12 protein-coding genes are annotated in these 11,548 nt (G+C 73.5%); 4 read left to right on the forward strand and 8 right to left on the reverse strand.

The window, feature by feature from the left end:
• The 5 genes from ACOV8S_RS21780 to ACOV8S_RS21800 all read right to left on the reverse strand — a co-directional run.
• A partial coding sequence (locus tag ACOV8S_RS21780) for a DNA polymerase Y family protein (RefSeq protein WP_448319596.1) occupies window positions 1–813 on the reverse strand: 813 nt, incomplete at its 3' end.
• A 54-nt stretch (window positions 814–867) separates the two neighbouring features.
• Entirely contained in the window at window positions 868–1,425 is a 558-nt protein-coding gene (locus ACOV8S_RS21785; protein ID WP_448319598.1) for an isochorismatase family protein, read from the reverse strand.
• A 158-nt stretch (window positions 1,426–1,583) separates the two neighbouring features.
• On the reverse strand, window positions 1,584–2,780 hold the full coding sequence (gene fahA, locus ACOV8S_RS21790) for a fumarylacetoacetase (RefSeq protein WP_448319600.1): 1,197 nt from the start codon (window positions 2,778–2,780) through the stop codon (window positions 1,584–1,586).
• A complete protein-coding gene (locus ACOV8S_RS21795) occupies window positions 2,777–3,658 on the reverse strand; it encodes a hypothetical protein (protein WP_448319601.1) in 882 nt (293 codons plus the stop codon). Before ACOV8S_RS21795 ends, fahA begins: the two co-directional genes overlap by 4 nt.
• On the reverse strand, window positions 3,655–4,854 hold the full coding sequence (locus ACOV8S_RS21800; RefSeq protein WP_448319602.1) for a cupin domain-containing protein: 1,200 nt from the start codon (window positions 4,852–4,854) through the stop codon (window positions 3,655–3,657). The genes ACOV8S_RS21795 and ACOV8S_RS21800 overlap by 4 nt, the downstream gene beginning before the upstream one ends.
• A gap of 355 nt (window positions 4,855–5,209) precedes the next feature.
• On the opposite strand from ACOV8S_RS21800, the gene ACOV8S_RS21805 reads away from it, so the two are divergent.
• A complete protein-coding gene (locus tag ACOV8S_RS21805; protein WP_448319604.1) occupies window positions 5,210–5,926 on the forward strand; it encodes an IclR family transcriptional regulator in 717 nt (238 codons plus the stop codon).
• Between the two features lie 159 nt (window positions 5,927–6,085).
• Here the strand turns inward: ACOV8S_RS21805 and ACOV8S_RS21810 are convergent, their stop codons facing one another.
• Window positions 6,086–6,940, reverse strand: a complete 855-nt coding sequence (locus tag ACOV8S_RS21810) for a CAP domain-containing protein (RefSeq protein ID WP_448319606.1) — start codon at window positions 6,938–6,940, stop codon at window positions 6,086–6,088.
• On the opposite strand from ACOV8S_RS21810, the gene ACOV8S_RS21815 reads away from it, so the two are divergent.
• The 3 genes from ACOV8S_RS21815 to ACOV8S_RS21825 are packed head-to-tail and all read left to right on the forward strand — an operon-like array spanning window position 6,939 to window position 8,879.
• Complete coding sequence (locus ACOV8S_RS21815; RefSeq protein WP_448319607.1) at window positions 6,939–7,403, forward strand: phage holin family protein; 465 nt, start codon at window positions 6,939–6,941, stop codon at window positions 7,401–7,403. The two genes, ACOV8S_RS21810 and ACOV8S_RS21815, sit on opposite strands and share 2 nt — an antisense overlap.
• Complete coding sequence (locus ACOV8S_RS21820; RefSeq protein ID WP_448319608.1) at window positions 7,400–8,410, forward strand: DUF3618 domain-containing protein; 1,011 nt, start codon at window positions 7,400–7,402, stop codon at window positions 8,408–8,410. Before ACOV8S_RS21815 ends, ACOV8S_RS21820 begins: the two co-directional genes overlap by 4 nt.
• 25 nt (window positions 8,411–8,435) lie before the next feature.
• The gene (locus tag ACOV8S_RS21825) at window positions 8,436–8,879 is read left to right on the forward strand and encodes a hypothetical protein (RefSeq protein WP_448319610.1); all 444 of its coding nucleotides are present in this window, start codon (window positions 8,436–8,438) and stop codon (window positions 8,877–8,879) included.
• Window positions 8,880–8,922: 43 nt separating this feature from the next.
• Here ACOV8S_RS21825 and ctaD read toward each other — a convergent pair whose 3' ends face one another.
• Window positions 8,923–10,686 (reverse strand): aa3-type cytochrome oxidase subunit I, encoded by a 1,764-nt coding sequence (ctaD, locus tag ACOV8S_RS21830; RefSeq protein ID WP_448319612.1) that lies wholly within the window; start codon window positions 10,684–10,686, stop codon window positions 8,923–8,925.
• On the reverse strand, window positions 10,679–11,389 hold the full coding sequence (locus tag ACOV8S_RS21835; protein WP_448319613.1) for a phosphodiesterase: 711 nt from the start codon (window positions 11,387–11,389) through the stop codon (window positions 10,679–10,681). Before ACOV8S_RS21835 ends, ctaD begins: the two co-directional genes overlap by 8 nt.
• Window positions 11,390–11,548 lie beyond the last annotated feature (159 nt).

Genomic DNA, 11,548 nt, shown 5'->3' on the forward strand with positions numbered 1-11,548 from the left:
GACGGGGCCGCCGCCGTCCCCCGGGGGCTCCGGCAGGCGGCGGGTCTTCTCCCAGGCTCCGCCCGCCGCGAACCGCAGGGTCAGCCGCAGCCCGCGGGCCGCCTGGCCGCGACGGCGCAGCAGGAGCCCCAGCCGGACCACCAGGTCGAGCAGGGCCGCCCGGACCTCCGCGCCGTCCAGGGTCTGCCGGGGGAAGGAGTGGCTCACCGTCGCCGAGGCCGGCAGTTCACGCGGCACGACGGGCCGGGGGTCGATCCCCCGGGCCCGCTCCGAGGCCGCGCGCCCCGCCGTCCCGCCGAGCAGCCGCTGCACGGTGGCCGGCGGCAGACCGGCCAGCAGCCCCACCCGGTCCACGCCGTACTCCCGCAGCGCCGACGCCTGACGGCGGCCGACGCCGTGCAGCGCCTCCACCGGCAGGGGGGCGAGCCAGGCGGCGACGCCGTCGGCCTCCACGGCCACCACGCCGCCGGTGGCCGCCCCCTCGCGGGCCGCCAGCCCGGAAGCGGTGGCCGCGACGGCGATCGTGGGGCCGATGCCGATCCGCAGGTCGACGCCCAGCCGGGATATCGAACGGATGCGCAGCACCTCGCCGAGCCGCCGCACCTCCTCGATCCGGCCGCCGTCCACGCCGTGGCAGCGCAGGGCTCCCCGCAGGTCCACCAGCGCGGCGGAGGGGGGCGCCGCCTGCACCACGGGGGACAGGTCCCCCAGCAGCTCCAGGACCTGCCGGTAGACCGCTTCGGGCAGCCGCTCGGGGCAGCGCACGTGCATCACGCACCCCGTGCCGGTTCCGGTCCCGCCGCTGCTGGTCATCGTTCCCACCTCCCCCACCACGTTATCGAACTAGAATTCGAACACGCGAATCGTCTACGCCTCCCAGAAGTCGATCTCCTTGCTCTCCACGGTGCCGGCCACGCGCCCCGGCGCCTTCTGGAAGGACCAGTAGAGGTTGGTGTGCGCGACGACCTCGGCAGGTGCGGGCGCGCCCCACCGCGTGAGGTCCACGGTGGTGTGCGCGTCCGAGACGAGCATCGCGTCGTAGCCCCGGGCCAGGGCGCCGTGCAGGGTCGAGCGGACGCACATGTCCGTCTGGGCCCCGGTGACGAAGAGCCGCGCCACTCCCCGCTCGGCCAGCACCGCGTCGAGGCGGGTGGCCTCGAACGCGTCCCCGTACTCCTTCTCCACCACCGGCTCGCCCTCGGCCGGGCGGAGCTCCGGCACGATCTGCCAGCCGTCGCCGCCCGCCGGCATGTCCTCGCTCTGGTGCCGCACCCAGACCACCGGCACCCGCTCGGCGCGGGCCTTCTCCACCAGCGCGCCGATCACCCCCACCACCGCGTCGCGCTCGTACGCCTCCGCGACCACGGCGTTCTGCACGTCGACGACCAGTAACCCGCTCTTCAGGCGGCCTTCGAGAGTGCTCATGAAGGCTCCCCACCTCGATCCCACGTTCCGACTTGTGACCCGCACCACACTACTGGCCGTCGCCGACAACGCCCCTCGCCCAGGGCTCCGGGGTCGCGCCCGGAGCTCCGGAGCAGGGTCAGGGTCCGGGCTCTGGGCTCGGGCTCCGGGCTCTCGGCTCAGACGGCGGGCAGGATTCGTCCGGTGACCGACCCGAACCCGATCCGCACCCCGCCGGCGCCCGGGGCGGTGGCGCTGATGGTCACCTCGTCGCCGTCCTCCAGGAAGGTCCGCACCGTGCCGTCGGGCAGCTCGACGGGCTCCGCCCCGCCCCAGCTCAGCTCCATCAGCGAGCCCCGCTGGTCCTGGCCGGGGCCGGAGACCGTTCCCGAGGCGTAGAAGTCGCCGGTGCGCAGGGAGGCGCCGTTGACCGTCATGTGGGCCAGCATCTGGGCGGGCGTCCAGTACATGGCCGCGAACGGCAGGGTGGCGACCAGGTGCCCGTTGAGCCGGACCTCCAGGGTCAGGTCGAGCCCCCAGTCCTCCTTCTCCACCAGGTAGGGGCGCAGCTCGTGCTCGCGGGCCGGCGGGGCGACCCTGGCCTCCTCCAGCGCCTCGAGCGGGACCACCCAGTGGCCGACGGAGGTCGCGAACGACTTGCCCAGGAAGGGGCCGAGCGGCACGTACTCCCAGTTCTGGATGTCGCGCGCCGACCAGTCGTTGACCAGCGTCACCCCGAAGACGTGCTCGCGGAAGTCGTCCGCCGGCACCGGGGCGCCGAGCGCGGACGGCACGCCGACGACGAAGCCGACCTCCGCCTCGATGTCCAGCCGGACCGACGGGCCGAAGCCCGGGAGGGCCCCCTCGCCGGACGGCCGCTGCTGGCCGCTGGGGCGCACCACGGGGGTGCCGGAGGGCACCAGGGTCCCGGCGCGTCCGTGGTAGCCGATGGGCAGGTGCTTCCACTGCGGGGTGAGCGGGTCGGAGCCGGGGCGGAACATCCGGCCGATGTTGGAGGCGTGGTGCTCGGAGGCGTAGAAGTCGACGTAGTCGGCCGGCTCGAACGGCATGCCAAGCTCGACGGCGTCCAGCCGGTGCAGGTGGGGCTCGACGTCGGCCCTGCGCGCCTCGTCGGTCAGCAGGCGGACGACCCGGGCGCGCACCTCCTGCCAGCGGGCGCGGCCCTGGGCCATGAAGGGGTTGAGCGAGCTGTGCGCGAAGGTGTCGTCGCCGAGGGCGGCCGCCAGGTCGAGGACCTGTTCGCCGATCGCGACGCCGACCCGGGTCTGGCCCCCGGCCGGGGTGAAGACGCCGTAGGGGAGATTCTCCAACGGGAAGGGGGAGCCGTCGGGCACGGTGACCCAGGTGTGGTTCATGCGGGGTCCTTCGGGGTGTCGGGCGCGCCGAGCAGCAGGCGCGCCTGGTGGACGGGGGCGGCGGTGGAGCAGGAGCCGTAGGAGACCAGCACCCGGCGGACGGCCGCGGCTTCTTCGGCGCCGGTCGCGGCCGCCGCGCGGGCCAGTTCGGCGGGATCGCGGATCTCGAGGGTCCGGCGCACGGCCTCCTCGTCCCCGCCGCCCACCGCGGTCGCGGTGGCGAGCAGGAGGTTGAGGTAGCCGTGGTGGGTGAAGCCCGTCTCCGGCGAGGTGTGGCGGACGGCCTGGTGGAGACCGGCCGTGGCCTTGAGCGGTGTTCCGGTCCGCACGCAGGCGTGCAGGAAGGCGGCGACCTGGACGGCGTCCGGGAAGAGTTCGGCGCGCACGCCGCCGCAGCGGAGCTTGGCGCCCAGTGGCCGGACGCCCGGGCGGGCGGCCAGCTCGGTGAGCAGCGGACGGGGACGCGCCTGCACGGCCGGCTCCGCGTAGAGGGACACCTCGGCGGGCACGACGTCGAGGGCGGCGAGCAACGCGTCGAGCGCGGTCGCCTCGTCCTCGCCGTACGCGGCGAGCGGCGCCTCGACCAGGGCGATCCGCAGCCTCGGGTCGGCCAGGGCCCGGCGGCAGGCCCCGGTCAGCTCCTCGGCGCCCAGGTCGGCGATCAGGCCGAGCGTGAACACCTCGTCGTCGCGCAGGAGTCCGGCCAGCTCGTCCACCCGCGAGGCGGGGACCAGGAAGCGGTGCGTGTGCATCGCCTCCCGCGCCTCGAGGTCCGCACGGTGGCGCGCCACGGCGCGCTCCATGGGCAGGGCGGTCGGCGGGAAGAGACCGGCGTCGTCGACGAGGGCGCGCAGCAGTTCGGCGCTACCGGTGCTCACGCGCGCCGCCCCCCGGACCAGCTCCAGGCGTAGACGCCGTCGTCGCACGCCTGGCCGCCCTCGCCGAGCTCCAGCGGCCGGAAGGTGTCGACCATGACGGCGAGCTCGTCGAAGAACTCGGCGCCGATGGACCGCTCGTAGGCGCCGGGCTGCGGCCCATGGGTGTGGCCGCCGGGGTGGAGGGAGACCGAGCCCTGGCCGATGCCGGAGCCCTTGCGCGCCTCGTAGTCGCCGCCGCAGTAGAACATGACCTCGTCGGAGTCGACGTTGGAGTGGTAGTAGGGCACCGGGATCGACAGCGGGTGGTAGTCCACCTTGCGCGGCACGAAGTTGCAGATGACGAAGTTGTCGCCCTCGAAGACCTGGTGGACCGGCGGCGGCTGGTGGACCCGGCCCGTGATCGGCTCGTAGTCCTCGATGTTGAAGGTGTAGGGGTACAGGCAGCCGTCCCAGCCGATGACGTCGAAGGGGTGGTGCGCCTGCAGGAAACGGGTGCCGACGATCCGGCCGCCCGCGCCGCGGTGCTTGACCAGCACCTCGACGTCGGTGCCCTCCTCGTGCAGCAGCTCGGTGGGACCGTGCAGGTCCCGCTCGCAGTAGGGGGCGTGCTCGAGGAGCTGGCCGTAGCGGGAGAGGTAGCGCTTCGGCGGGGCGATGTGGCTGTTGGCCTCCACGCAGTAGGCGCGCAGCGGGCCGTCGCCCTCGGGGATCCAGCGGTGCGTGGTGGCGCGCGGGATCAGCACGTAGTCGCCGGCCCGGGCAGTCAGCGTGCCGAAGACGGTCTCCACGCGGGCGGAGCCGGACTCCACGTACACGCACTCGTCCCCGACGCCGTTGCGGTACAGCGGGGACGCCGTGCCGGCCGCCACGTAGGAGATGCGCACGTCGGCGTTGCCGAGGACCAGGCGGCGTCCGGTGACCACGTCGGTGTCCTGCCAGGCGTCGTCCTTGAACAGCTCGTGCAGCTTCAGGTGGCGCGGGCGCATCGGGTGGTTGGGCACCGTGCGGGTGTCCGGCAGCTCCCAGATCTCGGATCCGGTGATCGCGGACGGGATGTGGCGGTGGTAGAGCAGCGAGGAGTCGGAGGAGAAGCCCTCCTCCCCCATCAGCTCCTCGTAGGCGAGCGCCTCGCCGTCGTACCGGAACTGGGTGTGCCGCTTGGGCGGAACGACGCCCAGGGAGCGGTAGTGGGCCATGTCCGGCCTCCTTCGGTCGGTTCTGGATGGGCCGGCCTCGACGCCTGGCGCCCGGGGTGTCCTGCGACGCGGCCGGGTGGGCGCGAATCCCTGTGACGCGGGGGCAGACACGCCGCTCCTGGCATGCCACACTCCTCTCGTCGCAGATAGCGAGACAACGTGTCGTGAAAAACGCGACAACACTCTGCAACATCTCCGCACCGGACGCCTCCGGTCAAGATGTCTGCGGAAGTTTTCGCACCCGCGGACGCCACCGGACGCCGCATCGTGACGACATGGCGATGTGACGACGTGACGACATGGCGACATCGACGGACGAGGCGGCCGCCGGAGCGGCCGGACGAAGGGAGAGAGCATGGCCACCGACGGCTCGCAGACACTCGAACGCGGACTCACCGCGCTCCGCCTGATCGCCGGCCGGCCGGAAGGGCTGACGGCGGGCGAGGTGGCGTCCGAGCTGGGGGTGCACCGCTCGATCGCGTACCGGTTGCTGGCCGCGCTGGTGCGCCAGGGATTCGCCCACAGGGACGGGACCGGCCGCCACCGCCCGGGCGTCGCCTTCTACACGCTGGCCGAACTGGCCCGGCCTCCGCTGCTGGACGCGGCGCGGCCGGTGCTGCACGATCTCGCGGCGCACCTCGGCGTCACGGCCTGCCTGGTGGTGGCCGAGGCGGGCCAGGCGGTGGCCGTCGCCGTGGTGGAGCCGCCGGGAGCGGGCCCTCGCCTCTCGTACCGGGTGGGCAGCAGGGACCCGTTGGAGCGCGGGGCGGGCGGACTGGCCCTGCTGGCCGCACGGCCGGCCGTCGAGGGCGAACCCGACCGGGTCGCCGAGGTCCGCTCCCGCGGGTACGCGGCCACCGGTGAGGAGTTGATCCCCGGCGTCTTCGGCGTCGCCGCCCCGGTGGGCCGAGCGGTCGGCGAGGAGCCCGCCGCGGTCACGGTGCTGACCCACCGGAAGGAGCTCGCCGACGGGGCCGTCGCCGCCGTGCTCGAGGCCGCCGCGCGCCTGGCCGGCACGCTCGCGGCGCCGTCCCTCACGGGTGCCGGCGACGCGGACCGCGAGCGGGAGTGAACGATCACGCGGGCCGGCGCCAGGAGCGCCCCCGCGGCGCACCTGGCCCGTGAGGCGTCCGCCATCGGGCCGCGGCCTGCCGCCGGAGCACCGCATACGCGGCACGACCGGAGCTGACGCGCGCCCCGCTCCGACCTCCGGAGGACCCGGGCCGCCGTCTCACCCCTGGCGCCCGGAGGCCATCACCAGGGTCCACCAGGGTCCACCGCGCCCCCGGACCACTCCGACGCCGGCGTGGGTGTACCGGCAGCTGAGGATGATGGCCCGGTGCGGGGCACTGCGCATCCACGACCTCACCGCCTGGCGCGGCCCGGCCGGGCCGGCGACGACGTTCTCACCCACCGGCCCAGGGCGGTACCCGGTGGCCCGGACCCTCTCCCACGGAGTGCTGCCGCCTCGGCCCCGGTGACTCAGCCGGCCGAGACGGGACAGGTAGGCGCTGTGCCCGGTGGCCGCCCGGTGGAGGGCCCGGCGCCCTCCGACGGGCCGGCATCCGGCCCGGGCGCGCTGCTGGTTGACGGCGGACAGGACGCGTGAGCGCGCCGACGCCCTTCCCGGTGACTGCGGGTGCGGGCGCCAGGGAGTGATGCCGCCGCCCGGCCGGTGCGGGCGCCCTTGCCGGTCGCCGAAGAGCCAGGGAACCAGGTGGTGCGGCGTCCAGAGCTGCTGCTCGTGACGGTGAGGGGGAGGCTCCGCGAGGGGCTGTCCCGCCCAGGACGGCGTCGCCATGAGGGCGACCATCGCCAGGGCGATCCGCACCGTCACTCCCGCTCTGCGCAGCCCGGCCACTTCATCCCCTTTCGCGGACATTGTCTTCCCCGCGCATCTTGGCACGCGTCGCACGGCGCGACGGGCATCGGCCCACGCCCCTTTCGAGGGATCACCAGCCGGGATGCCCGAACAGGACGTATGCGGACAATTACGCACGGACATGTGTGCGACCCGGCGGTGACGCGGGTACTCGGGGCGTCGACCACGGGACCGCCCGGAACCGTCGGGAGGAGAAGCGACCATGACCACACTCGACTTCCACCGCCATCGCTCCAACGGGCACCGCACCGACACCCACGGCTCGCCGACCGGCACCGCCGACGCGCACACGTCGGTGGGGCAGCTGGTGCAGCAGGCCTCACGACAGCTCACCGATCTGGTGCGGGCCGAGATGCGGCTGGCGCAGACCGAGATGACCCAGAAGGGCAAGCGGTTCGGCACCGGCGGAGGCATGCTCGCGGCGGCAGGGATATTCGGGTTCCTGGCACTGGCGACGCTGGTGACGGCCGCCATCGCCGCGATCGCCATGGAGCTGCCGCTCTGGGCGTCGGCGCTGATCATCGCGGGCGCGCTGCTGCTGATCACCGCGGTGATGGCACTGGTGGGCAGGACGATGATCCGCAAGGCGACCCCGGCGGCCCCACGCCGGACGATGGCGAGCATGCGCACCGACGTGGCCGAGATCAAGGAGAGGACCCGGCGATGAGCAATACGCACACCCATCACCACACCCACGCGGGGCCTCACGGCCCGCACTGCGAGGACGAACTCCGCCGGGACGTCGAGGTGAAGCGGGAGGAGCTGGGCCACACGGTCGAGGAACTGGCCGCCCGCGCCGACGTGAAGGCCCGTGCCCGGTCCAAGCTGCGGGAGACGAAGCAGCAGGCCGACGCCCGGCGGGCCGATCTGAAGACACGTGCCCTCCAGGCGAAGCAGCGGCTCGGATCCGCCTCCTCCGAGGAGGAGACGACCGCCTACCGGCCCGTGATGCCCCCGGCCCCGGGAACCTCCGGAACGACGGACACGGGCGCCTACCGCGTGGACCAGAAGGAAGAAGGCTCCGGCAGCCGGAAGCCGTTGATCGCCGCGGGTGGCGCGGCGGCGCTGGCCGCCTGCGCGGCCGGAGTGATGCTGCGCAAGGGGGGCCACTCCCCCATGGGCGGGCGCCATGTGGGCCGACACACCATGGGTCACCCCTCCATGGGCGGTCACCGTATGGGCCGTCACGCCACGGGCGGTCACCGCATGGGCGGCTCCTCGTTGTCCGCATTCACCGCGGGCAGGACGGGCGCGGGATCCTCCGGCGGACACGGGATGGGCTCGCTCGGCATGAGGTCCATGGCCTCCATGGGCGCGCTCAAGGGCGGCAAGGCACTGCTGAAGGGCCGTTCGGCTCCGACCGGCCGGATGCGTCTCCCCGGCGGCCACGGCAACGTGCCCGGCGGATCGACGATGCGCGGCATGGCTCTGAAGAAGGGCGCCGCGATGGCCGGCGGTGCGCCGTTGGTGGGCGCGAAGATCGCCCAGCAGGGCGTGCGGAAGGGAGGCACGCTCATGTATGCAGGGGCCCGGGGCGGCGGACACTCCGCCGCGAGCGGTCTCCGGCACTCCCTGGCCCACACGGCGACCCCGGACCAGGGCCTGGGGCACCGGCTGGAGCACGTCATGGGCCACGGTCACCACCATCACGGGCCCAAGGCCCTGTGGCACTGACCCCCCGTCCGGAAGGAGCCCGACCATGACGGTCCGGCCCACGACATCCGCCCTGCTGGCGGCCGCCGTCGGCGCGGCGCTGGGGGCGCGCAGGTCCGCGGTGCGGCGGGCCGCCAGGTACGAGGCGAGCGCCGCCCGCGCACCGTGGCGTCGCAGCGCTCCCGACGGCCCCGTGGGCCGTACGACCGGCCGCTCCTCCATGCCGTCCACGATGCCGGAGCGCCCCGAGGGCCGGCCTCGGACCGACGACAGGACCGATTCCGGGGACCGTCCCCCGGTCTCTCCACCAGCCACCCACCCGGCCACGTCCGTCGGTACCCCGGCCGCCCCCGCCGCCCCTGTCGGCACGGCGGCGCCCGAAGGCGAGACCGCCCCCGACGCCCGGCCGAAGGCGCAGACCATGGAGGAGGTGGGCCGGGACCTGCGCCGTTACTGGGACCGCATCCGGCCCCTGTATCCCGGCGAGTGAACCGCGCAAGGATCGCCCGGACCCGGCGACGGCCGCGGAGGAGTCATCGGACCCCTTCGCGGTCGTCGCCGCTGTAATCCACGACGTCCCGCTTGCCCTCGTTCTCCCGGTCCGCGACGGCGGCGTGCTCCGGATGGTGGATGTCGAAGGCCGGCGAGTCGGACCGGACCCTGGGCAGGGCGGTGAAGTTGTGGCGCGGAGGCGGGCAGGAGGTGGCCCACTCCAGTGAGCGCCCGTAGCCCCAGGGGTCGTCGACCTCGATCTTCGGGGCGTACTTCCGGGTCTTCCAGACGTTGTAGAGGAACACCAGGGTCGACGCGCCCAGCAGGAACGAGCCCACGCTGGAGACCGTGTTGAGCGCGGTGAACCCGTCGGCCGCGAGGTAGTCGGCGTAGCGGCGCGGCATGCCCTCGGCGCCCAGCCAGTGCTGCACCAGGAAGGTGGTGTGGAAGCCGACGAAGAGCGTCCAGAAGTGGATCTTCCCCAGCCGTTCGTCGAGCATCCTGCCGGTCATCTTCGGCCACCAGAAGTGGAAGCCGCCGAACATGGCGAAGACGATGGTGCCGAAGAGCACGTAGTGGAAGTGGGCCACCACGAAGTAGCTGTCCGTCACGTGCCAGTCCAGGACGGGTGAGCCGAGCACCACGCCGGTGAGGCCTCCGAAGAGGAAGGTGACCAGGAAGCCGACGGCCCACAGCATCGGCGTCTCGAAGGAGAGCGAACCCTTCCACATGGTGCCGATCCAGTTGAAGAACTTCACCCCGGTGGGCACCGCGATCAGGAAGGTCATGAAGGAGAAGAAGGGCAGCAGCACGGCGCCGGTGGCGAACATGTGGTGGGCCCACACCGTCGCGGAGAGGGCCGTGATGGTGATGGTGGCGCCGACCAGGCCCATGTATCCGAAGATCGGCTTGCGGCTGAAGACCGGGATGATCTCGGTCACCACGCCGAAGAACGGCAGCGCCAGGATGTAGACCTCGGGGTGGCCGAAGAACCAGAACAGGTGCTGCCACAGCACCGCCCCGCCGTTCTCCGGGGCGAAGACCCTGGCGCCGAACTGCCGGTCGGCCTCCAGCACGAAGAGCGCCGCCGCGAGCACCGGGAAGGCGAGCAGGACCAGCACCGAGGTGAGCAGCACGTTCCAGGTGAACAGCGGCATCCGGAACATGGTCATGCCGGGGGCGCGCATGCAGATGATCGTGGTGATGAAGTTGACGGCGCCGAGGATGGTGCCGAACCCGGAGAGCGCCAGTCCCATGATCCACAGGTCGGCGCCGAGCGAGGGGCTGCGCTCGGCGGAACTGAGCGGCGTGTAGGCGGTCCATCCGAAGTCGGGCGCGCCCTCGGGGGTGAGGAAGCCGCTGATCGCGATGAGTCCGCCGAACAGGAACAGCCAGTAGGAGAACATGTTCAGCCGCGGGAAGGCCACGTCGGGCGAACCGATCTGCAGCGGCATGATCGCGTTGGCGAACCCCGCGAAGGTGGGCGTCGCGAAGAGCAGCAGCATCACCGCCCCGTGCATGGTGAACGCCTGGTTGTACTGCTCGTTGGAGATGAACTGGATACCGGGGCGGGCGAGTTCGGCGCGCATGACCATGGCCAGCACGCCGGCCAGCAGGAAGAAGCCGAACGACGTGGCCAGGTAGAGGTGCCCGATCGTCTTGTGGTCCGTGGTCGAGGCCCAGGCGATGACCGCGGCGCCCCTGCGACGTCTCCTCCTGGACGCGGGGGCGACCGGCTCCGTCTCCCGCTCCGTCTCCGTCCCTGTCTCCGTCGGCGGCGTCCTGCGCTCCTCGGCCTCAGTCACGGCCGCGCCGCCCGTCGCGCGAACCGGCGTACGCGGCGACCCGTGCCGCGCGCAGCGTGCGGGAGGGGCGCAGCCCGGGCAGGCAGTGGGCGTACGGCTCGAAGGAGAGGGTGTGCTCCGCCGGTTCGGGGCCGGCGGGTCCGAGGGTGAGGGAGGCGAACATCCGCCGTGGCTCGCCGGTGGTCTCGGCGCAGAGCCGGAACCGGACGGCGTCCTGGCCGAGCGCCCGCCGCAGCCCGGCCAGGGTCACGGGGGCCCGGACCCGTCCGGCGGCGGGCGTCACGGGATGTGCGGTGAGCACGCGGTGCCGGTCGCCCACCCGGTAGGCGGTGAGGGTGGAGTACGGGCCGCTGAGCGCGTCCCTGCGCGGGAGCGGCAGGCGGCGGCCGAGCCGGCCGGGACCGCAGGAGGTGAACAGCAGGTCGAGCGTGGTGCCCGCTCCGTCGGCGTCGTCCACCCGCAGGGCGAGACCGACGCCGTCGGGCAGTCCGCCGGGCAGGCCGGCGGCCCGTGACCACCGTGCGGTGACGGGGTGGACGGCGGGCCGGTCCAGCCAGTCCACTCCCCAGCCGCCCGACGGGTCACCCGGGATCTCGAGCGTCCCGGTGGTCGTCACGCCCGCCGGGTGCAGGGCGGGCGCGGCCCGCACCCGCGCCACCTGCCGGGCGACGGCGTACAGCGTCCTGCCGAACGGGCCTGTCATCTCGCACCCCTCTCCCGGCCGCTCGACGGCCGGTCTCCGTACCCCCGGGCCCCTCCCGGAGACGCCGGCGCGGCGACGGGTCCGTGCCCCCGCCGCCGCGTGGACGGCTCAGCTGCCGCCCATGGCCTTGCGCACCGCGTCCCGGGTGCGGTCCATCAG

Source organism: Streptomyces sp. CO7 (assembly GCF_053474865.1).

What these genes read in the sequence shown, in the direction of transcription:
- ACOV8S_RS21785 (WP_448319598.1), bottom strand. Translation starts at nt 1,425, where the DNA reads ATGAGCACTCTCGAAGGCCGCCTGAAGAGCGGGTTACTGGTCGTCGAC.
- fahA (WP_448319600.1), bottom strand. Translation starts at nt 2,780, where the DNA reads ATGAACCACACCTGGGTCACCGTGCCCGACGGCTCCCCCTTCCCGTTG.
- ACOV8S_RS21835 (WP_448319613.1), bottom strand. Translation starts at nt 11,389, where the DNA reads ATGACAGGCCCGTTCGGCAGGACGCTGTACGCCGTCGCCCGGCAGGTG.
- ACOV8S_RS21800 (WP_448319602.1), bottom strand. Translation starts at nt 4,854, where the DNA reads ATGGCCCACTACCGCTCCCTGGGCGTCGTTCCGCCCAAGCGGCACACC.
- ACOV8S_RS21810 (WP_448319606.1), bottom strand. Translation starts at nt 6,940, where the DNA reads ATGGTCGCTTCTCCTCCCGACGGTTCCGGGCGGTCCCGTGGTCGACGC.
- ACOV8S_RS21825 (WP_448319610.1), top strand. Translation starts at nt 8,436, where the DNA reads ATGACGGTCCGGCCCACGACATCCGCCCTGCTGGCGGCCGCCGTCGGC.
- ACOV8S_RS21820 (WP_448319608.1), top strand. Translation starts at nt 7,400, where the DNA reads ATGAGCAATACGCACACCCATCACCACACCCACGCGGGGCCTCACGGC.
- ACOV8S_RS21805 (WP_448319604.1), top strand. Translation starts at nt 5,210, where the DNA reads ATGGCCACCGACGGCTCGCAGACACTCGAACGCGGACTCACCGCGCTC.
- ACOV8S_RS21815 (WP_448319607.1), top strand. Translation starts at nt 6,939, where the DNA reads ATGACCACACTCGACTTCCACCGCCATCGCTCCAACGGGCACCGCACC.